The organism is Chelativorans alearensis, from assembly GCF_010993735.1.
Classification (GTDB): domain Bacteria; phylum Pseudomonadota; class Alphaproteobacteria; order Rhizobiales; family Rhizobiaceae; genus Chelativorans; species Chelativorans alearense.
Window position 1 is genome coordinate 271,435 of record NZ_WQNI01000013.1, and the last position, 21,109, is coordinate 292,543.

The 21,109-nt window shown below is 65.3% G+C and carries 22 protein-coding genes; 14 read left to right on the forward strand and 8 right to left on the reverse strand.

The features are described 5' to 3' along the window. Nucleotides 1–8: 8 nt before the first annotated feature. Together argF and GPJ75_RS20080 are read left to right on the forward strand one after the other, a co-directional pair. Nucleotides 9–923, forward strand: a complete 915-nt coding sequence (gene argF / locus GPJ75_RS20075) for an ornithine carbamoyltransferase (RefSeq protein ID WP_163270609.1) — start codon at nt 9–11, stop codon at nt 921–923. Then, nucleotides 920–1,903 carry an Hsp33 family molecular chaperone gene (locus tag GPJ75_RS20080; RefSeq protein ID WP_205602588.1) on the forward strand — a complete coding sequence of 328 codons (984 nt, stop codon included), beginning with the start codon at nt 920–922 and terminating at the stop codon, nt 1,901–1,903. The genes argF and GPJ75_RS20080 overlap by 4 nt, the downstream gene beginning before the upstream one ends. Nucleotides 1,904–1,940: 37 nt before the next feature. Here GPJ75_RS20080 and GPJ75_RS20085 read toward each other — a convergent pair whose 3' ends face one another. Further along, nucleotides 1,941–2,963: a sugar-binding transcriptional regulator gene (locus GPJ75_RS20085; protein WP_425483174.1), complete on the reverse strand. Its 1,023-nt coding sequence runs from the start codon at nt 2,961–2,963 to the stop codon at nt 1,941–1,943. A 121-nt stretch (nt 2,964–3,084) separates the two neighbouring features. On the opposite strand from GPJ75_RS20085, the gene GPJ75_RS20090 reads away from it, so the two are divergent. After that, nucleotides 3,085–3,888 (forward strand): hypothetical protein, encoded by an 804-nt coding sequence (locus GPJ75_RS20090; protein ID WP_163270611.1) that lies wholly within the window; start codon nt 3,085–3,087, stop codon nt 3,886–3,888. Nucleotides 3,889–3,930: 42 nt separating this feature from the next. Here the strand turns inward: GPJ75_RS20090 and ptsP are convergent, their stop codons facing one another. The 5 genes from ptsP to GPJ75_RS20115 are packed head-to-tail and all read right to left on the reverse strand — an operon-like array spanning nt 3,931 to nt 8,602. After that, on the reverse strand, nt 3,931–5,880 hold the full coding sequence (gene ptsP / locus GPJ75_RS20095; protein ID WP_163270613.1) for a phosphoenolpyruvate--protein phosphotransferase: 1,950 nt from the start codon (nt 5,878–5,880) through the stop codon (nt 3,931–3,933). A 30-nt stretch (nt 5,881–5,910) separates the two neighbouring features. Continuing rightward, complete coding sequence (locus GPJ75_RS20100) at nt 5,911–6,294, reverse strand: PTS glucitol/sorbitol transporter subunit IIA (protein ID WP_163270615.1); 384 nt, start codon at nt 6,292–6,294, stop codon at nt 5,911–5,913. Nucleotides 6,295–6,317: 23 nt separating this feature from the next. Continuing rightward, nucleotides 6,318–7,343 (reverse strand): PTS glucitol/sorbitol transporter subunit IIB, encoded by a 1,026-nt coding sequence (gene srlE, locus GPJ75_RS20105; protein WP_163270617.1) that lies wholly within the window; start codon nt 7,341–7,343, stop codon nt 6,318–6,320. A gap of 17 nt (nt 7,344–7,360) precedes the next feature. After that, nucleotides 7,361–8,119 (reverse strand): PTS glucitol/sorbitol transporter subunit IIC, encoded by a 759-nt coding sequence (srlA, locus tag GPJ75_RS20110; protein ID WP_163270619.1) that lies wholly within the window; start codon nt 8,117–8,119, stop codon nt 7,361–7,363. A gap of 42 nt (nt 8,120–8,161) precedes the next feature. After that, on the reverse strand, nt 8,162–8,602 hold the full coding sequence (locus GPJ75_RS20115) for a transcriptional regulator GutM (protein ID WP_163270621.1): 441 nt from the start codon (nt 8,600–8,602) through the stop codon (nt 8,162–8,164). Nucleotides 8,603–8,754: 152 nt separating this feature from the next. On the opposite strand from GPJ75_RS20115, the gene GPJ75_RS20120 reads away from it, so the two are divergent. From GPJ75_RS20120 to GPJ75_RS20130, 3 genes are all read left to right on the forward strand, one after another. Next, nucleotides 8,755–9,408: a hypothetical protein gene (locus GPJ75_RS20120; protein WP_246249143.1), complete on the forward strand. Its 654-nt coding sequence runs from the start codon at nt 8,755–8,757 to the stop codon at nt 9,406–9,408. Between the two features lie 87 nt (nt 9,409–9,495). Next, a complete protein-coding gene (locus tag GPJ75_RS20125) occupies nt 9,496–11,166 on the forward strand; it encodes a Na/Pi cotransporter family protein (protein WP_163270623.1) in 1,671 nt (556 codons plus the stop codon). Nucleotides 11,167–11,243: 77 nt separating this feature from the next. Further along, nucleotides 11,244–12,140, forward strand: coding sequence for an SMP-30/gluconolactonase/LRE family protein (locus GPJ75_RS20130; RefSeq protein ID WP_163270625.1), 897 nt, complete (start codon nt 11,244–11,246; stop codon nt 12,138–12,140). A gap of 98 nt (nt 12,141–12,238) precedes the next feature. On the opposite strand, the gene GPJ75_RS20135 is transcribed toward GPJ75_RS20130, so the two are convergent. Both GPJ75_RS20135 and GPJ75_RS20140 read right to left on the reverse strand, forming a co-directional pair. Continuing rightward, the gene (locus tag GPJ75_RS20135) at nt 12,239–12,757 is read right to left on the reverse strand and encodes an A24 family peptidase (protein WP_163270627.1); all 519 of its coding nucleotides are present in this window, start codon (nt 12,755–12,757) and stop codon (nt 12,239–12,241) included. Nucleotides 12,758–12,919: 162 nt separating this feature from the next. Then, nucleotides 12,920–13,105 (reverse strand): Flp family type IVb pilin, encoded by a 186-nt coding sequence (locus GPJ75_RS20140; RefSeq protein WP_163270629.1) that lies wholly within the window; start codon nt 13,103–13,105, stop codon nt 12,920–12,922. A gap of 295 nt (nt 13,106–13,400) precedes the next feature. Between GPJ75_RS20140 and GPJ75_RS20145 the strand changes: the two genes are divergently transcribed. From GPJ75_RS20145 to dnaA, 8 genes are all read left to right on the forward strand, one after another. After that, entirely contained in the window at nt 13,401–13,832 is a 432-nt protein-coding gene (locus GPJ75_RS20145) for a pilus assembly protein N-terminal domain-containing protein (protein ID WP_163270632.1), read from the forward strand. A gap of 133 nt (nt 13,833–13,965) precedes the next feature. Continuing rightward, nucleotides 13,966–14,535 carry a TadE/TadG family type IV pilus assembly protein gene (locus GPJ75_RS20150; protein ID WP_163270634.1) on the forward strand — a complete coding sequence of 190 codons (570 nt, stop codon included), beginning with the start codon at nt 13,966–13,968 and terminating at the stop codon, nt 14,533–14,535. A gap of 16 nt (nt 14,536–14,551) precedes the next feature. Beyond that, on the forward strand, nt 14,552–15,163 hold the full coding sequence (locus GPJ75_RS20155; RefSeq protein WP_163270636.1) for a TadE/TadG family type IV pilus assembly protein: 612 nt from the start codon (nt 14,552–14,554) through the stop codon (nt 15,161–15,163). Between the two features lie 76 nt (nt 15,164–15,239). Continuing rightward, complete coding sequence (locus GPJ75_RS20160) at nt 15,240–16,472, forward strand: phosphopentomutase (RefSeq protein ID WP_163270639.1); 1,233 nt, start codon at nt 15,240–15,242, stop codon at nt 16,470–16,472. Continuing rightward, nucleotides 16,465–17,358, forward strand: coding sequence for a bifunctional DNA-formamidopyrimidine glycosylase/DNA-(apurinic or apyrimidinic site) lyase (gene mutM, locus GPJ75_RS20165; protein ID WP_163270642.1), 894 nt, complete (start codon nt 16,465–16,467; stop codon nt 17,356–17,358). Before GPJ75_RS20160 ends, mutM begins: the two co-directional genes overlap by 8 nt. 39 nt (nt 17,359–17,397) lie before the next feature. Then, the gene (locus GPJ75_RS20170; protein ID WP_163270644.1) at nt 17,398–18,171 is read left to right on the forward strand and encodes an enoyl-CoA hydratase; all 774 of its coding nucleotides are present in this window, start codon (nt 17,398–17,400) and stop codon (nt 18,169–18,171) included. Nucleotides 18,172–18,324: 153 nt separating this feature from the next. Next, nucleotides 18,325–18,591 carry a 30S ribosomal protein S20 gene (rpsT, locus tag GPJ75_RS20175; RefSeq protein WP_163270646.1) on the forward strand — a complete coding sequence of 89 codons (267 nt, stop codon included), beginning with the start codon at nt 18,325–18,327 and terminating at the stop codon, nt 18,589–18,591. Between the two features lie 832 nt (nt 18,592–19,423). Beyond that, the gene (gene dnaA, locus GPJ75_RS20180; protein ID WP_163270648.1) at nt 19,424–20,956 is read left to right on the forward strand and encodes a chromosomal replication initiator protein DnaA; all 1,533 of its coding nucleotides are present in this window, start codon (nt 19,424–19,426) and stop codon (nt 20,954–20,956) included. Nucleotides 20,957–21,109: the final 153 nt, after the last annotated feature.

Genomic DNA, 21,109 nt, shown 5'->3' on the forward strand with positions numbered 1-21,109 from the left:
GAAGGCCCATGACGAGCCCACGCCATTTCATCGACATTTCCGCCGTCTCCGCCGGCGATCTGCGCTTCATGCTCGACGACGCGCGTACGCGTAAGGAAAAGCTGAAGGCAGGCGAGCGCGAAAAGCCTTTCGCCGGCAAGGTGCTGGCGATGATCTTCGACAAACCGTCGACGCGCACGCGCGTTTCCTTCGATGTCGGCATGCGCCAGCTCGGCGGCGAAACCATCATGCTGACGGGCGCGGAAATGCAGCTCGGCCGCAGCGAGACCATTGCCGACACGGCCAAGGTGCTGTCGCGCTATGTCGACGCCATCATGATCCGCACCACCACCCATGACCGGCTTATGGAGCTGGCGGAGAATGCCACGGTGCCCGTCATCAACGGGCTCACCGACGACACGCATCCTTGCCAGATCATGGCCGATATCATGACCTTCGAGGAGCATCGCGGCAGCGTGAAGGACCGGCTCTTCGCCTGGACCGGCGACGGCAACAACGTGCTGCACTCCATGCTGGAAGCCTCCGCCCGCTTCGGCTTCCGGCTAAACGTCGCCGTACCCGCGGGCAGCGAGCCGGAACCGCACTATATCGAGTGGGCCAAGGCCAACGGCGGCCGTGTCGCGATCTCCCATTCGCCCGAGGAGGCGGTGCGGGATGCCGATTGCGTGGTCACCGACACCTGGGTTTCCATGGGCCAGGAGCATCGCGCCCGTGGCCATAATGTGTTCCAGCCCTATCAGGTGAACGAAGAACTCATGCGTCACGCCAAGGACGATGCCCTGTTCATGCACTGCCTGCCGGCGCACCGCGGCGAGGAGGTGACGGACGCCGTCATCGACGGGCCGCACTCGGTGGTCTTCGACGAGGCGGAAAACCGTCTTCATGCGCAGAAAGCGGTTCTTGCCTGGTGCCTCAATCCGTGAGCGAGCAGAACATCAGACTGGGAGAGTTCGGCTTCGCCGGCGATGACCACGTGGTGCCTTTCGACGTGGAGGCGCTGGACGTGCGCGGCCGCGCCGTCCAGGTCGGCCCGATGCTCGACCAGATCCTTGCGCGGCACGACTATCCCGAACCGGTGGCGCGCCTGCTCGCCGAGGTGATCGTGCTCACCGTGCTGCTCGGCAGTTCGCTCAAGTTCGACGGCAAGTTCATCGTCCAAACGCGCACGGACGGGCCGGTCGACATGCTGGTGGCCGACTTTGCCACCCCCGGCTCCGTGCGCGCCTATGCGCGCTTCGATCAGGAACGCCTGGACGAGGCTATCGCCGAGGGGGAGGCTTCGCCCGAGGCGCTGCTTGGCGTCGGCGTGCTGGCGCTCACCATCGACCAGGGCGAGCATACCCAGCGCTATCAGGGCGTCGTGGAGCTCAACGGCTCCACGCTGGAGGACGTCGCGCGCACCTATTTCCGCCAGTCGGAGCAGATCCCCACCGAGGTGCGGCTCGGCGTCGCCCGCATCGTGGTGCCGGGCGACAGCGGCGCGGAGCGCTGGCGCGCCGGCGGCCTCATCCTGCAGTTCCTGCCCGCCGCGCCCGAGCGCAGCCGCATGGCCGACCTGCCGGGCGGCGACGGCGATGAGGACGACAACGGCAACGGCCACCCGGAAGACAACGCCTGGCAGGAAGCGCTGGCGCTTTTGGAGACGGTGGAGCCGGACGAACTGCTCGACCCCACCGTCGGCACTGAGCGCCTGCTTTACCGCCTGTTCCACGAGCAGGGCGTGCGCGTCTACGAGGGCGTGGACGTGAAGGACGAGTGCTCCTGCTCGCGCGACAAGATCAAAGCCATCCTCGATGGTTTCACGGCCGAAGAGATCGAGGAGAGCACGGAAGACGGCATCATCCGTGTCAACTGCGAGTTCTGCTCGAAGGAGTATGTCTTCGATCCGGAGGATTTCGAGTAGGGCCGGCGCCCCCAGCTCTCACTTTTTCCTGGAATCGCTAATCCTTCGCCTCGAGCAGCCGGCGGGCTGAGAACTCATCGGTGATCAGGACATGCGGCTCGATCACCGCCAGGGCGCCGAACAGCGCCTCGGTCTTGTCGGCGCCACCCGAGGTGAGGATCCGCCGCTTGCCGTGACGGAGCTTGTCGAGGCCGACGGACATGACGAGATCGTTGAGCGGATGGTCGACGATCCGGCCCTGACGGTCGATGAAATGAAAGAGGATGTCGCCCACCGCACCGGCCGCCTTCAGCGAATCCAGTTGCTCCTCCGTCAGGAAGCCCACCTGATGCGTGGTCGTCGTGGCGGCGGCCAGGCCGCCGACGCTCAAGACCACCATATCCAGGGCGCTGGCCATCTCGAAGATATCCTTCAGGCCGCAGCGCTCGATCAGTGCCTGCCGCGTCTCGGCGCTGTCGACCAGCGCCGGTGCCGGGATGAGATAGGCGTTGCCGCGAAAGGCCTGGGCGAATTGCCAGGCGAACTCGGCCGGGTTGAACCGGCGCGCATGGATGATGCCGCCCAGAAGCGAAATGACCTGCAGGTCTTCGAGCTGGCGCCCGGTGAGGAAGGGAAGGCAGTTCAGGAGCGTGCGGCCCCAGCCGACGCCGACCCTTAAGCCGGATTCGACGGCCTCGGAAAGATACCGCCCCGTGGCCGCGCCGATGGCGGGGGTGACGTCGGCCTCGGGGCTGGAGGCCGGCGCCACGATGGCGCGCTCTAGGCCGAAACGCTTTTCCAGCCGGCGCTCCAGCGCGACGATTTCGACCAGCTCGCCTTCGATGGCGATCTTCACCTCGTTGCGCAGCCGGGCTTCCGCCAGCATGCGCACGACCGTGACGCGGCCGACGCCCAGCACATCGGCGATGTCGCTCTGGGTCATCTGTTCGATGTAATACATCCAGGCGGCGCGCAGGCGCGTTCGATCGGAGCGTGACGGCGCGGCAGCTCGGTCGCCGGTCATCTCGGCGGCCGCCGAGTTTCTTGCCTTGCCGCCGCCCCTGCTCTGCCGTCCTGCCAACGAAATCTCCCCTGACGTGTCGCCGGCGGCCAGTTCCTTCTTCGCAACGGCGCCGATCCCCGCTAAATTGTTTTGCGAAATCTATTTTCGGTATGCCCTTCGATGGATAGCAACAAGAGCCATGGTTGAGAACCCCGACGAAAAAGGGAGCGCGCCCCTCGGCGGACTGGGTGAGGAGTTGGCAAGCGTGGTCAGGGACCGCGTGCGCGACGCCCGTCATGTGGTGCGCCGGCTCGCCGCCGGCGGCGTTTCGAGGGATGTCGCCCTCAGCCGCCAGCCACTGACGGCCGCCCCGCGGGAATTGCTGCGCGAGGTGGCGCGGCTCTCCGATACCGCCCTTACCCAGGCCGAGACGATCGCCGTCTCCTTCGCTCCGCCGCCGTTGCGGCCGCACCGGAAGGAAAGCGGCCTCTTCGACCCGCGGCTTCATTTCGCGCCCGGCGGCATGCAGGGCGCGGCGCAGTTCAAGCGGGATATCTACGGGCTTGCCAAGGGCATCCTCGCCGCGCTCGGCCTTTCCGATCCGCTGATCCACGAGTCGCGCCTGGGAGACGCGCATCACGCGCTGGAGCGGGGCAGCGCCACGCTTGCGGCGGCGGCGCGCAACGGCGACGAGCAGGCGGCCTGCCAGCTTGCCGCGCGCCTGGCCCTGGAGTTGGCGCGGCGCGAGCCGGTCATACTCGCGCTCACCGGCGGCCCGGGCCGCCGGAAGGCCGAGATTGTCGATTTTGGCTATGCGGTCATCGGCCTGGCGGTTGCCGTGGCGTGGACGAACGCCGAGGTGAGCGCGCAGGCGGAATTGATCGACGGCACCGTCACGGCAGCGCTGGCGCGGCAGGAGGAGCTGGAAAACGCGATGAGCGCAAGCGAGGCGGAAGAGCGGTTAACGGAGATTTACGTGAAGCTCGCGCCGCATCTGCCGTAGGGCGGCTGGAATCGCGCTGGCCTGGAAGGAAATAGCGCCACCTCAGCCCTTGGCAGTATACTCCACCACTGCCTTCTTGGCCGCCAGCACGGCGGCAGGGCTCATGCTGAGCTCGCTTATCCCCATCTCCAGAAACCGCGGGATGAGCGTCGTATCCGCCGCCGCCTCGCCGCAGATGCCCACCATGATGCCCGCCTCGACGCCTGCCTTGGCGGTCAACTCGATTGCTCGCATAATCGCCGGGTTTGATACGTCGCCGAGCGCGGCCACCGACATGTTGAGCCGGTCGGCGGCCATGATGTACTGGGTGAGGTCGTTCGTGCCGATGGAGAAGAAGGCGGATTCGGCCGCAAGCTCCGGCGCGATCAGCACCGCGGCCGGCGTCTCGATCATCACGCCGAGGGCGAAGCGGCGGAAGGCCTCGCCCTCTCGCTCGAGTTCGGCTTCGCATTCCTCGATCAAGGTGCGCGTGCGGCGCAGCTCATCGAGGGTCGACACCATGGGCAGCATCACCTTGAGGTTGCCCTCGTGGTTGGCTCTGAGCAGCGCTCGGAGCTGGGGCTTGAAGACCGCCGGGCGGTCGAGGCACATGCGGATGCCGCGCCAGCCGAGGAACGGGTTTTCCTCTTCCGGGAAATCGATGCCGGCCACGGGCTTGTCACCGCCGATGTCGAGTGTGCGCACGATCACCTCTTCCGGCGCGAAGGCGGCGGCGAGCGCTGCGTAGGTCTCGTATTGCTCCTCCTCGGAGGGGAGCATCGGGTGGGCCATGAACATGATCTCGGTGCGGAAGAGCCCTACGCCCATGGCGCCGACGGCGCGCGCGTTGTCGATCTCTGAGAGCGAGCCGAGATTGGCGGCGATGGTGATCGCCCGGCCACCGGCCAGAACCGGCTTATGGTCGACATAGGCGGTAAGCGCCTGCCTCTCCTCCTCCTGGCGGGCGATGCGGGCGGCGAAATCGCGTTCGAGCGCCTCTTCGGGGTCGGCAAAGACGAGGCCACGGCTGCCATCGAGGGCGGCCCGCCGGGCGGTGCGGAAGGCCTCAATGGCGGAGCCGAGCCCCAGGACGGCGGGAATGCCGTGGTTACGGGCGATGATGGCGACATGGGAGGTGGCGCCGCCCTGCCCGCACAGGATGCCGGCGATGCGGTGGAGCGGCGCGCGCGCCAATTCGAAGGCGCCGATGTCCTCGGCCACCAGGATCGCCCCTTCCGGCACTCCGGAAAGATCCACATCCTCCTTCTCCGTCAGCGCCAGGCAGATCTGGCGCGTCACCGCGTGAAGGTCCCCGGCACGCGCCTTCATATAGGGATCGTCCAGACCCTCGAACTCCACCGCGAGGACCTCGCCCGCCGCCAGCGTGGCCGAGACGGCGTCGAGCCCACGGCCGATGGTTTCCTCGGCGCGGGCGATGAGGTCCTCGTCGCTGGCGAGTTCTATCAGCGCCCTGACGATCTCGGCATCGGCTGATCCGGGCGCGGCGGCAATCATGGATTCCATGCGGCCGGTGACAGCGGCGACAGCCATCCGCAGGCGGGCCTTCTCGGCCTCCCGCTCGGCAGGCGGAATGTCCGCGCCAACGGGTTCGAGCGTCGGCGGGAAATAGGGGAACACGGCGCCGAGTGCGGCGCCCGCGCTGGCGGCGGCGCCCTTGTGTCCGCCCGGCAGGTGGGGTGCATCGTCAGTCGCCGCGGTGGTGGACGGCGGTTGTTGTCCGGGCTCCTCGTCAAGCCCGGCCTGCGGGTTTTCCAGATAGGCGATGAGCATGCCCATGGCCTCTGTCTCGTCGGGACCGCGGACCTTGAGCTTCACCTCGTCGCCTTCCTTGACCGTCAACAGCATCAGCTTGACGGAGCTCTTGGCGCTGACGATCTTGCCGCCCTTGGCGATCTCGACATCCGATTGGAAGGCTCTGGCGAGCTTCACGAAGCGCGCCGCCGGGCGGGCGTGCAGCCCTTCCTTCACTCTGACGATTGCCGAGCGCTCCATGGTCCGTTCCCTGCAGGCCGTCGGCCGGCTTCAGCCGGCGCTCTCTATGATGATGTCGGTGCCGGATCTGAGCCGCGCGGCGAGGTCCGCGCCGTCGATCGCGCCGACGCAGATTTCGCCCGGACGTTCAGCCTTGGAAGCGCCGTTGAAGCTGAAGACCACGTGGCCCATGTCGGTCACCTTGGCCCAGGCCGTCTCGCCGACCGCCGTCACGGTTGCGGCGAGATCGCCGATGCGGATGGTTGAGCCGACGGCCGGCGGGGGGCCGGCCGGCCCCTCCGCTGCGTGCAGAGCCGAGACTTCGGCAAGCTCGGGCGGCGCGCCATCGGCGAACAGGATGAGGACGCCGCCCTCGGCGAGGTCCGCCACTTCGGGCCCGATGCTCGTCAACCGGGTCTTGTAATGGATCGTCATGAAGGACCTCTTCTTCCTTACACTTACAGAACGAACAGGCTTGCCACCCAGGCGATGAGCACCGAGACCGGGCCCATGAACTGGCGGCTGACCAGCACCGCCGGCACGCCGATCTCGATCGTCTTCGGCTTGGCCTCGCCGAGCGCCAGGCCAACCGGCACGAAGTCGCAGCCGACCTGCGTGTTGTAGGCGAACAGAGCCGGCAGTGCCATGGCCGGGGCGATTGTGCCATTGGCGATCTGGGGGCCGATGATGGCAACGCCGATCACCTGGGCGATGACCGCCCCCGGACCCAGCACCGGCGACAGGAACGGCAGGCCGCAGATGGCCGAGATGATCAGGAGGCCGACGATGTTGTTGGCGAGCGGCCCCATGGGCTGGGCGAGCAGATCGCCGATGCCCGTATAGAGGATGAGGCCGATCAGCATGGTCACGAAGGCCATGAAGGGCAGGACGTTGCGCACCACCTGGTCGATGGTCCTGCGGCCGGCATTGAAGAAGATGCCGACAACGCGCCCCATCACGCGGCCGATCGAGCTGATGAGCCCGATGATGCCGCCGCCGTCCTCCTGAGCTACCTTCGGCGCGGCCGAGGGGGTGGAGAAATCGGCCGCGGGCTTGGCCGCCATACCGCCCGTGGCACCCGCCGTGGCCGCCGCTTCGCCCGCATCCGCCGGCGCCATGTCGTCCGGCGTGACGCCGGAGACGTAGATGTCCTCGGTGATGAACTGGGCGAGCGGGCCGGCCTGGCCGACCGGCATCACGTTGACGGTGGGAATGCGCTTGCGCGGGTAGACGCCGCAGCGCGCCGTGCCCCCGCAGTCGACCACCACCGCCGCGATCTCGCCTTCGACCGGCGGGGCGCGGAAGCCGTCGACCACATCGGCGCCCGTCATTTCGGCGAGGCGGTGGGCGACGGGGTGGATCTTGCCGCCGGTGATCGAGACGATCTTGCTGCGCTCGATGGTCGGCTTGATGACCAGAGGTCCGCCCCAGCCACCGGCACCCTTGGAGACCTTTACGGCCGTGAATTCCTTGATCTTCACCATTTTCCCCTCCCCGCCCCTTAGAGCTCGACGCCCTGGCGGCGCGCCATGATCATCGTGATGCGCTCGGTCAGGATGCCCTTGAGCAAGATGACGAGGAGGCCGACGATGGCGTACCAGATGGCGACGTTGATGTGATAGCCGGTCGGCACGGCACCGTTGCGCTCAAGCTCAAGCAACGCGACCAGGATGCCGCCCCACACGAAATATTCTCCCGGATTGACGTGCGGGAAAAGGCCCAGCGGCGGATGCACATAGGAGACGGCCGCATCGTAGAAGGCCGGCTTGTGCTTCTCCTCCAGGAAAGTGCCGAAGGTGTAGGCCATCGGATTGGTCAGGAAGAAGACGGCGATCACCGGCAGGACGGTGTAGCGCGTCAGTGCAATGCGGCCGGCCCACTGGGCGGCGCCGTGCACACGCTTTTCGCCGATCAGCTCGGTGAGCGCGTAGAAGGCCGTCATCAGCACCACCAGGGTGGGGATGATACCGGTTACGAAGCCGGCGAACACCTCGCCGCCCTTCTGGAAGATGCCGATGAAGTAGCGCCCGGCGGCGGACAGCCACCCGACCTGCTCCTCCTGCTCGACTGCCTGCAGCCGCTCGCGGAATTCCTCGACCGAAATGCCGCCCTCCGCCTGAGCGAGAACGATCAGGTCGCTTCCGCCGTGATCGACGGCCTGTTTGCCGTGCATGACGGCTTCCGATACGAGGCCGCCCGCATGCGACAGGCCTGCCGTGGCCATGTCGGCATGTTGCGACAGAATAGATAGAATGGTCATGTCACCTCCCTTTTTTCGCGGTACACCCGCCCGCGACGCTTGCTAAGCCCTATTCTCCGCTGTTCTCAGCGCGGCCGGCGTGGCCTCCTCGCCCGCTCCCCGTGCCTTGTCTATCTGCTCGATGGCGCGTGCCGTCGCCACGGCGAGGCCGGCGTCGGCCTGGCTGAGCGGGCCGGAAGCGTCCCGCAATGCATCGAGCGGGAGCCCCTCGTATTCGGGTACCCGCGCGAACTTCGCGAAGACAGACCGGCCGCTCATCTCAAGGAACCGCTCGACCCGCAGCGCCTTGTCCACGACGACGAGCACGATGACGCCCTTGCCGAGCCTGCCCTTGGCGTTGCCGGCGCCGACAAAGCCTTCGGAATACTTGTTGGAGATGCCCTTCATCACGTCGGTGTAGTGGCGCATCTGCAGCCACACGCCGAAGGACTGCAGGGCCCATACCGCCGCCAGGGCAAGGATCGCCCATTGCCAGATTGCCATTGAAAACCTCCCCAGGCTGCACTTCGCGCAGCGCCGTTCCTCCATGCGACACAAGAACATCTGTTTTCTAAGTTGTCAATATGTATAAAAAGAGCGAGAATTGCATCTGAAGAGTGTGCCTGCGCTGGCGCCACCGATGCAAGGAGGGCATAATGGGCATCATGTTTCACGACGCGTTGGCATCACTTCCGGATTTGCGCCATCGGCTGCGGCAATGGCGGTGGTTCCGCGTCGCCTTCCGCAAGAACGCCGAGCAGGTGCGTTCCGCCTTCGGCATCCGCTACGAGATCGACGACGTGAAGCTGGCGCGCGCCTTCTTCAACTGGCTGGAAGCGCTGGAGCGCGCGCGGCCGTATGCCGGGATTGCCCGCCCCGACGTCATCGTCTTCGGTGCCGGCGCGATCCTCTGCGAGCTTCTGCGCGAGCACCCTGCGCGGCATGTCGCCGGCAGCGGGCGCAATGAGGTGCCCGAGGACCTTGCCGAGACGGCCGAGATCGCGCATTTCTGGCCCGAGGGTTTTCTCTACACGAGCTTCTGCATCTCCGGCATCATGGCCATTTACGAGCAGGAGTTCGGGAAGGCGAAGCCTCTTGCGGCATGCGTCGACGAAATCCGCTTCTGGTGGTCGTTCAAGGAGAACGCCGCCGACATGCCGGCCATGGCCATTCCGTTCCTCGACCGTATCGTCGGCCAGGAGCCGAACTGGATGATGCCGGCGGCCGTGACAGACCGCCTTGCCATCCGCGGCGCGATGCGGGACGCTCCCGGCGGCGGCGGTAGCGGCGCTATTGCCGGAACACATTGATCGCCGGGCGCATTCACTGAATGCACGAGGCGGCGGCTCGCGCTGCAGGGAGCCGGACATGCATGCCATGAGAAAAGGGAAGGCGCGATGAGCGGAACGCTGGTGATCGCGCATCTTGCCGGCGCGGTGGCGCTGCTCCTGTGGGCAACACGGATGGTGCGAACCGGCGTTACCCGCGCCTATGGCGACATTCTGCGGCAAAAGCTGCGGCGCGCGCTGAAGAACCCGCTGATCGCCGTCATGGCCGGCACGAGTATGGCCGTCGCCCTGCAAAGCTCGACCGCCGTGAGCCTTCTCGTCGGCTCGTTTGTCGGCTCCGGTATCGTCGGCGGAACGGCGGGCCTTTCCGCCGTGCTCGGCGCCGATCTCGGCTCGGCTTTCGTCGTGCGGATCCTGAGCTTCGATCTCGGTCTGCTGATCCCGGTGTGCCTGTTCGCGGGCACCACCATCTTTCTCGCCACCGAGCGGCGGACATGGCGCCAGGTCGGGCGCATCCTCGTGGGGCTGGGGCTCCTGCTCCTGTCGCTGCAGATGATCGGCGAGGCGTCGGAGCCGCTGCGCGAAAGCACGATCCTGCCGGTCATCACCGGCTATCTCGCCCAGGATCCCGGAATAGCCTTCCTGATCGCGGCCATCGTGACCTGGCTCTTCCATTCCAGCGTTGCCGCGGTGCTGCTGATAGCGGCGCTTGCCGCGCGGGGCGTCATGCCCGCCGAGCTGGCGATCGTTCTGGTGCTCGGAGCCAATCTCGGGGCGGGGCTGATCGCCATGGCGCTTTCGAAGACGATGCCGGCGGCAGCGCGTGCCGTGCCGGTGGGCAATCTGATGCTGCGCGGCCTGTTCGCCCTTACCGCCGTTGTTGCCTTCGTCATGCTCGCGCCCTCGCCCGCCCTCCTTGGCGGCGGCCCGGCCTCTCAGGCGATCCATGCGCACATCGCCTTCAACCTGATGGTGGTCGTACTCGGCCTTCCGCTGGCGCCGCTCGTCCGCCGCGCCGCCGAAGCGATCCTCCTGCGGAGCGGCGCTCCGACGCATGGCAGCGACGAAGTGCCCTTCGAGACCGAGGTCAGCACCCTCGACCCGGATGCGCTGCAAAGGCCGGCCGAGGCGCTCGCCAACGCGACGCGCGCCGTGGTGCGCCTGTGCGAGACGGTGGAGGTGATGCTGATGCGGATCATCGACCTTTACGAGAACTACAGCCCCGAGGGCGCGGAGGCGCTGGCCGCGCTCGACGACAAGATCGACCGGCGCCACGCGGCCATCAAGCTGTATCTGGCGGAGATGGCCTCGACCACTTTGAGCGACAAGGAGGCCCGGCGCGTGCAGGAACTGCTCGGCGCCTCCATAAAGCTCGAACAGGCCGGCGACATCATCGTGCGCAACATGCTCGTCCATGTGCGCAAGAAGCACGATCGGGGGCTGGCGTTCACGCCCGAAGGCTGGCGCGAGGTCTCGGCCTTCCACGCAGCCGTGCTGGCGAACGCGCGGCTGGCCTTCAACGTACTGGTGTCGCGGGACAAGCAGACGGCGCGCCAGCTGGTCGAGGAGAAGGATCGGCTGCGCGAGCGCGAAAAGGAGACGAGCAAGCACCATTTCGAGCGGCTGCGCCAGCGGCAGAGCGACAGCATCGAGACCAGCGCACTGCATCTCGACACGATCCGCGACCTGAAGCAGATCAATTCGCTGCTGACTTCGAGCGCCTATCCGGTGCTGGAGGAAAAAGGCATGCTGCGCGCCTCGCGCCTCGATGCCGCTTGACGGCGGTCGGCGGGTCTTCAATACCGTCACCTTTGCGCCGCCAGGCGCATTACCCTCCAATCTCAGGTAGGCGACGGATGACGAAAGTACTCAACCCGGACGTGGAGTGCGTCGGCGAGGCGAAGGCCGTGCTCGGCGAAAGCGCTTGCTGGTCGGCGGAGGACGAGGCGCTTTTGTGGGTGGATATCCTCGGCCGCAAGGTGCTGCGCACCCATATCGGCAGTGGGCGCACGGACGAATGGGCGTTTCCCGAGCAGACGGGTTTCGTGCAGCCGGCTAACGACGGCACATGGCTGGTCGGCCAGGAGAACGGCATCCTGCGCCTCGACCCGGCAACCGGCGCGTGGGAGGATTTCCTGGCGCTCGAAGCGGACAATCCGGCCACACGCACCAACGATGCCGGCTGCGACCGCCAGGGGCGGCTACTGGTCGGCACCATGCACCTGCCGGAGATCAGCTTTGAGCCTGTCGGCACGCTCTACCGCATCGCCGGGCGCGGAGCGGCGGAAACGCTCGACACCGGCCTCTATGTCCCCAATGGTATCGCCTTCAGCCCGGATGGCGGCACGGTCTACTGGGCCGACACCTATCGCACACGGCGGCAGGTGTGGTGCGCACGCTATGATCCGGGCGGCGAGGTGGGCGAGAAGCGGCCTTTCGTGCAGCTCGGCGAGGAACTCGGCCGGCCGGACGGGGCGGCGGTGGATGCCGCCGGCTGCTACTGGGTCGCCGCCGCCGCGGGCTGGCAGCTTCTGCGCTACACCCCCTCGGGCGAACTCGACCTGATCGTCCGCCTTCCCGTGCAGCGGCCCTCGAAGCTTGCCTTCGGCGGGGCGGATCTGACCACGATCTTCATCACGACGATCAGCGAAGGGCTGGGCGAGGATGCGCCGCGAACGCAGCCGCTGGCGGGGCGCTTGCTGGCGGTGGACGTCGGCATCCAGGGGCTGCCGCCGGTGCGGTTTCGCGCCTAGACCAGCTCATCGTTTCATGGAATCGATGAACTGATCTAACTCATTGTCTTGTCGCAATTCCGGACGGAAAACCGGTTTCCACTTTTCCTGGAATTGCTCTAGCCCGCCAGGCGGGCGATGGCCCATTGCATCAGGGGCGTTTCGCCATAGGTCAGAAGTCCGCCGAGGCCGAGGGCGATGCCGTAGGGGATGCCGGCCTTCTCGTCGGCGAAATGGCGCAGGAGCACGTTGTTGCCGGCCAGCATGGAAAGGTTGGACTTGCGGAAGATCAGGAGGGCGATGGTGAGGACGCCGCCGGCGAGCGCGGAGATCACCAGATAGTTCACCAGCCCGAGGCTGAAGCCGAACCACACCGCGGTGGCCGCCAGGAGCTTGGCATCGCCCCCGCCCATGCCGCCGATGGCGAAAAGCACGAAGGTGACGGCCAGCACCGCCGCGCCGGCGGCAAAATGCATGCCGATCTCCGGCCAGGCCAAGCCGGTGAACGGCGCCAGAGCGGCAAAGGCAGCGATGAGCAGGATGGAGACGCGGTTGGCGATGGTCATCGACACCATGTCGGACACTGCGGCAAAGGCCATGCAGAAGGGGAAGATGACGAAAATCGCTGCTACAAGCATAGGACACCACGCGGAACTGAACGGGGGCCAGCGTAGATGAGCAGGTTTAATTGTTCGTGAAACTACCCGACCCCTTCATCTGCAGATTTCCTGGAGCATAGATAACAACAAAGCCACTCGCCCGGATGGACGAGTGGCTTTGTTCATGCACAATGTGGGAGATTAGCCGCCGCTTCCGTTCGCCTTTTCCATCTCGGTGCGGGCCTTGTCGAAGGTCTCGCTGATCTCTGTGCCGAGAAGGCCAGCAGCCGTGATGATGCCAATGGCAATCAGCGCCGCGATCAGGCCATACTCGATGGCGGTTGCGCCGGACTCGTCCTTCAGGAAACGTGCGAAAAGCTTGGACATGAGAGTACTCCTTAAGCTCCAGGTTAACAGCACTTCCGCCGGCGTTTTTTCCCCCGCCGATCAGAATGACGGGAACTTAGTCGGCAGCCCTTTCGAGGCCTTTAACAAACAGTCTTACCGAAATCTTTCATGTTCCGCTTTCTTACCCTGGTTAACCATGGCTTAAATAATTAGGAGAGTTTTACTTAATTAATACAGCAGGAATCTTTCGCTGGAAGAGCAGGTCTGTTTAACCGTTGGTTCACCAATACCGTTCATATTTTCGAGACGGATGGCGATATGGGGGAACCGGCCGATGGCGGGGACAAGATTTACTGCATTGAGGGCGGTGTTTGCCGCGGCGCTTCTGGCGGGTGCGCTTGCGCTGCCCGGTGCGGCCTTTGCCGAGGCCGGCATCAGCGTGGTGATGAACCAGGCCAAGGTGGTCAAGCTGGCGCGGGCGGCCGACACCATCGTCATCGGCAACCCGGAGATCGCCGATGCGGCGGTGCAGGACGCCAGGACCATCGTGCTCACCGGCAGGGGATTCGGCGTGACCAACCTCGTCATCTTCGATGCCGACGGCCAGCCGATCGTCGACGAGCAGATCGTCGTGTCGCGACAGGCGGCGAATTCCGTGCGCATCTACCGCCGCGCGGACGTGCAGACGCTTTCCTGCACGCCCTACTGCGAGGGGTCTTACAAGACAGATGCAGAGCGGATGTCCGAGAACGAGACAAGCCAGTAGGCCCAGGGGCTGGCGAGCTGGGGATTGACGCCCGGTTAACGCCGAATGGCCAATTTTAGCGGCGCGGAAAACGCCAACGCAACCGCTCCCGCGCTATGGTCCCGCATTCGCTTTACCGGCGTGGGTTTGGGGCATGGACACTTCGAAGATCGAGGCAAAGGAAGGCAAGCGGCTGACGCCGCGCGCGCTGCTTTACCGTTTCTGCCGGGACAGGAAGGGCGTTGCGGCCATCGAGTTCGCCGCCCTGGCGATCCCTTTCTTCCTTCTGCTTTTCGCCATCCTGGAAAGCTGCGTCGCCTTCGCCGCGCAGCAGGTTATGGCCAACGCCACGTTCGACATCGCCCGCCAGTTCCGCACCGGCCAACTGCGGCCCGACGACCTGAACGAGGGCTCGCTGCGCGATATGCTGTGCGCACGCATGAGCGTGCTCGTCTCCGACGGCTGTCCGGGCCTGGAAGTCGACCTGCGCGCCTACGATACCTTCGAGGAGGCGGCGAGATTGCGCATAAAATACACGCCGGGCGGAGACATAGACACGAGCGACTTCCGGGTCGAGCCGGGAGACGCGCTGTCGAAGAACATGTTGCGCGTCTTCTACCGCTGGCCGGTGATGACGGACTTCATGCGCAAGTCGATGTCGAACCTGCCTGATGGCAAGACGCTGCTCTTCTCCACCACCGCGTGGCAGAACGAGCCTTTCTGAGGCGGGGGGTGCGGCGATGAACATCCAGGCAAAGATGTTGGCTGCGGCGGGCGCCGTCCGCCGGTTCCTGGCGGAGAAGGGCGGGGTTGCGGCGGTGGAGTTCGCCTTCATCGCACCGCTCATGTTCGCTTTCTACTTCCTGACGATGGAGTTTTCTCAAGGAATCGACACGAACAAGAAGGTCGGTCGCGCGGCTATCCTAGTGGGAGATCTCGTCGCCCAGTCGCCGGTCATGACCGGCGACGAGCTGGACGCGATCATGAAGATCGGCGAGGCGGTGCTGCAGCCCTACAACCGCAGCAAGCCGGAGATCACCATCACCGCGATCGCGATCACCGACGAGGACACGCCGAGGGCGCTGGTCGCTTGGTCGCGGCGCTTTGCCGATGGCGTCTCCAGCCGCGCCGAGAAGCCGGGCAGCCGGATTGACGTGCCGAAGGAGCTGATGTCCCGGGACAGCTTTCTGATCCGCGCGGAGGCGGATCTTACCTATTCGCCGGTCATCACATGGTCCGACACGGGGAAGAAGGCCCTCGGCCTGATGGCGGCCTTCGACAAGCTCGAGATGGGCGAGGGCTACTACCTGCGGCCGCGCGTGACACGGAAGATTCCGTGCGCCGATTGCTGAGGCGCAGGGCTCTCCATCCCGCGATTGCCAAGGCGCCGCAGCGCTCTTATGTCTGGACTCCAATCTGGAGTCCGCCATGGCACGTGCTTTCCTCTTCGTTCTCGATTCCTTCGGCATCGGCCACGCCGCTGATGCGGGGCGGTTCGGCGACGCGGGTGCCGATACCTACGGCCATATCGAAGCTGCCGCGGCCAGGGGCGAGGCGGACCGTCCGGGCCTCAGGCAGGGGCCGCTCAACCTGCCCAATATGCGCAGCCTCGGGCTGGATCATGCGGCAGCCATCGCCGCCGGCCGCGAGGTGGCGCCGGGGCCTGCCCCTTCCGGCTTTTTCGGCGCGGCGGATGAGAGATCCAGCGGCAAGGATACGCCCTCGGGCCATTGGGAGATCGCAGGCGTGCCGGTGCCCTTCGAATGGGGGTACTTTCCACACCTGGTTCCCACCTTCCCGGTCACACTGACGGACCGCCTGATTGCCGAGGCGGATATTCCCGGAATTCTCGGCAATTGCCATGCTTCGGGCACCGAGATCATCGCCCGGCTGGGCGAGGAGCATATCCGCACGGGTAAACCCATTTGCTACACGTCGGCCGACTCGGTGTTCCAGATCGCCGCCCACGAGACGCATTTCGGGCTCGAACGCCTTTACAAGCTGTGCGAGACGGCGCGCCGCCTCGTCGACGAATACACGATCGGCCGCGTCATCGCGCGGCCGTTCGTGGGCGAGAATGCCGACACCTTCGAGCGCACGGCGAACCGGCGCGACTATGCCGTGCCGCCGCCGGAGCCGACGCTGCTCGATCGGGTGATCGCCGCGGGCGGGCGGGTGCTGGCAGTCGGCAAGATCGGCGACATCTTCGCGCATCAAGGCGTGAGCGAGGTGCGCAAGGCGGCCGGCAACATGGCGCTGTTCGACGCCACGTTCGGCGCCATGGAGGATGCGGCGGACGGCGATCTCGTCTTCACCAATTTCGTCGATTTCGACACGCTCTACGGCCACCGGCGCGACGTGGCAGGCTATGCCGCCGCGCTGGAAGCTTTCGACCGCCGCCTGCCGGAAGCGCTGGCGCGGCTCAAGCACGGCGATATGCTCATCCTCACCGCCGACCACGGCTGCGACCCCACCTGGGCCGGCACCGACCATACGCGCGAGCGCATCCCGATCGTCGGCACGGGGCCGGGCCTTGGCACCGGTTCCATCGGCCGCAGAAGCACCTATGCCGATATCGGCGAGACGATCGCTGCGCATCTGGGGCTGGCGCCCGGCCGCCACGGCGAGGCTCTCTTACCGGCGCGGAGCGCCAATGCCTGAGTTGCCCGAGGTCGAGACCGTCCGCCGCGGCCTGCAGCCGGCGATGGAGGGTGCGCGCGTCACAACGGTCGAGCAGCGGCGGCCGGATCTGCGGTTTCCCTTTCCCGCGGGCTTTGCGGGACGCCTGGAAGACCGCACCGTGACCGCGCTCGGCCGGCGCGCGAAATATCTTCTCATGCATCTGGAGGATGACAGCGTCCTCATCTGCCACCTCGGCATGTCCGGCTCCTTCCGCATCGAGGCGGGAGAGGAAGAAGCGCTTCCCGGCGCCTTTCACCACGCGCGCGCGAAGGACGGAAAGCACGACCACGTGGTCTTCCATCTGCGCAAGGGCGAGGAGCCGCCGCTGCGTGTCATCTACAACGACCCGCGCCGCTTCGGCTTCATGCTGCTGACCAAGGCGGCAGACCTTGACGTCCATCCTTTACTTGCAGGGCTGGGCGTCGAGCCGACGGGCAACGCGCTGGACGGCGGGTTGCTCGCCCGGCTTCTCGCCGGCCGGCGGGCGCCGCTCAAGGCGGCGCTCATGGACCAGCGGGTCGTCGCCGGGCTCGGCAACATCTACGCCTGCGAGGCGCTGTGGCGGGCGGGGCTTTCGCCGCGCCGTGCGGCTGCCACCCTGGCGGCACGCGACGGCGGCGAGACGGCGCGCAGCGTGCGCCTTGCCGAAGCTATCCGCACGGTCATTGCCGAGGCCATTGCCGCCGGCGGCTCGTCGCTGCGCGACTATGTGCGGGCCGACGGCACGCTCGGCTACTTCCAGCACACGTTCAACGTCTACGACCGCGAGGGCGCGGCTTGCCGCACGGCGGGATGCGAGGGTACGGTGCGCCGCATCGTGCAGGGCGGGCGCTCCACTTTCTATTGCCCGGCCTGTCAGCGGTAGGTTATCTGCAAATCTGGAACGAGCGAGAGGACGATCTTCATGGCGTATGAGACCATCCTGGTGGAAACACGGGGGCGCGTGGGCCTGATCACGCTCAATCGGCCCAAGGCGCTGAACGCGCTTAATTCGCAGGTTCTGGAGGAGCTGGTCACTGCTGCCGAGGCCTTCGACGCGAGCGCCAAGGTCGGTGCAATCGTCCTTACCGGCTCGGAGAAGGCGTTCGCCGCCGGCGCCGACATCAAGGAAATGCAGGCCAAGACCTATGTCGAGGCCTATATGGAGGACTTCTTCTCCGGCTGGGAGCACTTCACACGCGTGCGCAAGCCGGTGATCGCGGCGGTGGCCGGCTATGCGCTGGGCGGCGGCTGCGAGTTGGCCATGATGTGCGATTTCATCATCGCCGCCGATAACGCCAAGTTCGGGCAGCCCGAGATCACGCTGGGCGTCATGCCCGGCATGGGCGGTTCGCAACGGCTGACGCGCTTCGTCGGCAAGTCCAAGGCGATGGAGATGTGCCTGACCGGGCGCATGATGGACGCCGAAGAAGCGGAGCGTTGCGGTCTTGTCTCGCGGGTGGTGCCGGCGGGCGAGTTGATCGAGGAGGCGCTGGAAGCGGCCGGAAAGATCGCCGAGTTCTCCCTGCCCGCCGTCATGATGACCAAGGAAGCGGTCAACCGCGCCTACGAGACGACGCTTGCCGAGGGGCTGCGCTTCGAAAGAAGGGTATTCCATTCCATGTTCGCGCTCGACGACCAGAAGGAGGGCATGGCCGCCTTCACGGAAAAGCGCTCGGCGCAGTTCAGGAACCGCTGAGAAGGCAGCCGCAAGCCGTTGACGCATCCGGCAAGCTGCATTATAAGCCGCCCGACTGAGGTGGCCCGTCGGCTGCCCTTTTAGTTTGTGCGCCCTAAGAGCCTGCCAGGCAGGCCGCCTTGCGGCAGCGACAGTTGAAACGAGAGAGGACAGATGGCCAACACCACTTCGGCCAAGAAGGCGGTGCGTAAGATCGCCCGCCGCACCGCCGTAAACAAGAGCCGCCGCTCACGCGTCCGGGGTTTCATCCGCAAGGTTGAAGAGGCGCTGGCTGCCGGCGACAAGGAAGCTGCGCAGAACGCGCTCAAAGCGGCTCAGCCGGAGCTGATGCGCGCCGCCTCCAAGGGCATTCTTCACAAGAACACGGCATCACGGAAAGTTTCACGTCTATCCCAACGCGTGAAAACATTGGGCGCCTAGGCCCACCTTCCAGCAACTTCGACAACCCGGCCCTTGGGCCGGGTTTTTCTTTGCCGACCAATGGGTTGGCCGACCCCGCGGGAAGCGTTCGCCGGGGCCGGATTTTTAATTTGCCGGCGCTGCTTTTTCAGCGCTAGGAAAACTGTCATACGGCCCCGCGCGCCGATTGACCTCCGGCGATAATATCTCTTTATAAACAATGCCTTATGACCCGTTATCCACAGCCGAAATATGTCATCGACCGCAGGTGCACCATCTGCGAATGTCAAGCAGATTTTTTGGATTTTTTTTTCGCCTGACGGTCATGGCGGAGGGCTTTCCGAAAAGCTTCTTGAATCAAAATAGCTTAAGGATTTTGACTCGGTGAACGAAGGCATTTTGGGGCTGTCTACAAAGCCAGATTCGTAAAAAAAGGGTTAGAGGCGCACTTGCCCTTTCCACAAGGATTTCGGTAATGTCACTCCATCGCAAGGGCAGGCGTAGAGCCTGAAAGACCAAGCCAAAAAGGCAGCATTTGCTGCGCGGAGTTTTTCCGCGTGCCGGCCTGCTTTTGCCCGCGTGAAATTGAGGGATCCGGCGGGTTCGATACCGTTGCAGCGCAGGAGTGCCGATCTGGCATGAAGCCGGAACGCTATTGCTGTGACTACGCGTGACCTCGGGGGAGACCATGGGGCGAGTTCGATTTGAGAAAGGAGGTGCGGCTTAGGTGAGAGCCGGTGCTGAATGACAAAGAATACACGGACGGGCGGGCCGGATCGTGTTGGGGTGCGATCAATCCGGCGTGCGATAGACACGCTCGTTTAAAAACAAACATTTTTACAGGGAATCGAGGATGCAAAGCGGCGTTGAGAGGGAAGTTGAGGGAGCTTTGTCATTTCACAGTTCCGCAACTGAGGGGGAAGAGATGACCAGTGCCGGCGGATCTACCGCTGTGTTCGATCGGGTCAGGGCGCAATTGAAGGCGCGGCTGGGCACCGAGGTCTACTCTAGCTGGTTCGGCCGTATGAAGCTGGCGGAGACCTCCAAGGGCGTTGTCCGCATTTCCGTGCCCACGGCTTTCCTGCGCGCCTGGATCAACGGCCACTATCTCGACCTCATTACCGAGCTGTGGCAGGCCGAGGATGCTTCCGTGCTGAAGGTCGAGTTCGTCGTGCGCACGGCAACGCGGGGTACAATCACCCGTACAGAGGCCAAGCTTGTCGCGACGCGTAAAGTCTCGCCTCAACCCCAGGGCGCGACGTCGCCCGGCGCCATCAACGGCAAGCGTCTCGGCAGCGCGAGCACGGGGCGGGCCGAGCCTGCAGGGCGCCCGAGCATCTTCGGTTCGCCGCTCGACGGCCGCTACACCTTCGATTCCTTTATCGAGGGGAAATCCAACCGCGTCGCCTGTGCGGCCGCGCGCACGGTGGCCGAATCCGCTTCCAGCGCGGTGCGTTTCAACCCGCTTTTCCTGCATGCCTCGGTGGGGCTCGGCAAGACCCACCTCCTGCAGGCCATCGCCGCCGCTTCGTTGAAGCACAGGCCGCAGTCGCGCGTCGTCTACCTGACGGCGGAATATTTCATGTGGCGCTTCGCCACCGCCATCCGCGACAACAACGCCTTGACGTTGAAGGAACAGTTGCGCGACATCGACCTGCTCATCATCGACGATATGCAGTTCCTGCAGGGCAAGTCGATCCAGAACGAATTCTGCCATCTTCTGAACATGCTGCTCGACAGCGCCCGCCAGGTGGTGGTTGCCGCCGATAGGCCCGCAGCCGAGTTGGAGTCGCTGGAGCCCCGCGTGAAGTCGCGGCTCAACGGCGGCGTCTCGCTGGAGATCGCGCCGCCCGATTACGACCTTCGGCTGGCCATGCTCCAGCAGCGACTGGCGGCCGCCAAGACGGAAGACCATTCTCTGGATATTCCTCAGGAGGTGCTTGAGCATGTGGCGCGCGCCGTCACCGGCAGCGGCCGTGAACTGGAAGGCGCCTTCAACCAGCTTGTCTTCCGCCACTCCTTCGAGCCGCAGATCACGCTGGAGCGCATCGACGAGATTCTCGGCCCCGTCTGCCGTGTCGGCGAGCCACGGCGCGTACGCATCGAGGACATCCAGCGCATCGTCGCCCGCCATTACAACGTGTCGAAGACGGAGCTCCTGTCGAACCGGCGCACGCGCACTATCGTCAAGCCGCGCCAGGTGGCCATGTATCTGGCCAAGGTGATGACGCCGCGCTCGCTTCCCGAGATCGGCCGCCGCTTCGGCGGACGCGACCACACCACGGTGCTGCACGCGGTGCGCAAGATCGAGGGCCTGTCGGGCAACGACGGTCAATTGGCGCAGGAGATCGAGCTCCTGAAACGGCTCATCAGCGACCAGGCCTGACGGGCGAGGGCGCGCCAAGTGCCTGCAAGACAGGCGTTATCCCCAAAAAGCCCGCGGAAAATGATCTCGGCCTTTCCGCGGGCTTGCCTTTCTTGATGATTTCCTGTCAGTTTGCAGCGAATCCGGCCCAGCGCCGTGACAGGCATGGTCCAT

Coding starts and splice junctions, on each gene's coding strand:
- ptsP (WP_163270613.1), bottom strand. CDS start 5,880: ATGGAGCGCTCGGCAATCGTCAGAGTGAAGGAAGGGCTGCACGCCCGC.
- srlE (WP_163270617.1), bottom strand. CDS start 7,343: ATGGTGAAGATCAAGGAATTCACGGCCGTAAAGGTCTCCAAGGGTGCC.
- GPJ75_RS20145 (WP_163270632.1), top strand. CDS start 13,401: ATGGCGGGGACAAGATTTACTGCATTGAGGGCGGTGTTTGCCGCGGCG.
- GPJ75_RS20120 (WP_246249143.1), top strand. CDS start 8,755: ATGGGCATCATGTTTCACGACGCGTTGGCATCACTTCCGGATTTGCGC.
- GPJ75_RS20115 (WP_163270621.1), bottom strand. CDS start 8,602: ATGGCAATCTGGCAATGGGCGATCCTTGCCCTGGCGGCGGTATGGGCC.
- GPJ75_RS20150 (WP_163270634.1), top strand. CDS start 13,966: ATGGACACTTCGAAGATCGAGGCAAAGGAAGGCAAGCGGCTGACGCCG.
- srlA (WP_163270619.1), bottom strand. CDS start 8,119: ATGACCATTCTATCTATTCTGTCGCAACATGCCGACATGGCCACGGCA.
- GPJ75_RS20170 (WP_163270644.1), top strand. CDS start 17,398: ATGGCGTATGAGACCATCCTGGTGGAAACACGGGGGCGCGTGGGCCTG.
- GPJ75_RS20155 (WP_163270636.1), top strand. CDS start 14,552: ATGAACATCCAGGCAAAGATGTTGGCTGCGGCGGGCGCCGTCCGCCGG.
- dnaA (WP_163270648.1), top strand. CDS start 19,424: ATGCAAAGCGGCGTTGAGAGGGAAGTTGAGGGAGCTTTGTCATTTCAC.
- GPJ75_RS20135 (WP_163270627.1), bottom strand. CDS start 12,757: ATGCTTGTAGCAGCGATTTTCGTCATCTTCCCCTTCTGCATGGCCTTT.
- GPJ75_RS20140 (WP_163270629.1), bottom strand. CDS start 13,105: ATGTCCAAGCTTTTCGCACGTTTCCTGAAGGACGAGTCCGGCGCAACC.
- GPJ75_RS20130 (WP_163270625.1), top strand. CDS start 11,244: ATGACGAAAGTACTCAACCCGGACGTGGAGTGCGTCGGCGAGGCGAAG.
- GPJ75_RS20160 (WP_163270639.1), top strand. CDS start 15,240: ATGGCACGTGCTTTCCTCTTCGTTCTCGATTCCTTCGGCATCGGCCAC.
- GPJ75_RS20125 (WP_163270623.1), top strand. CDS start 9,496: ATGAGCGGAACGCTGGTGATCGCGCATCTTGCCGGCGCGGTGGCGCTG.
- mutM (WP_163270642.1), top strand. CDS start 16,465: ATGCCTGAGTTGCCCGAGGTCGAGACCGTCCGCCGCGGCCTGCAGCCG.
- GPJ75_RS20100 (WP_163270615.1), bottom strand. CDS start 6,294: ATGACGATCCATTACAAGACCCGGTTGACGAGCATCGGGCCCGAAGTG.
- argF (WP_163270609.1), top strand. CDS start 9: ATGACGAGCCCACGCCATTTCATCGACATTTCCGCCGTCTCCGCCGGC.
- GPJ75_RS20090 (WP_163270611.1), top strand. CDS start 3,085: ATGGTTGAGAACCCCGACGAAAAAGGGAGCGCGCCCCTCGGCGGACTG.
- rpsT (WP_163270646.1), top strand. CDS start 18,325: ATGGCCAACACCACTTCGGCCAAGAAGGCGGTGCGTAAGATCGCCCGC.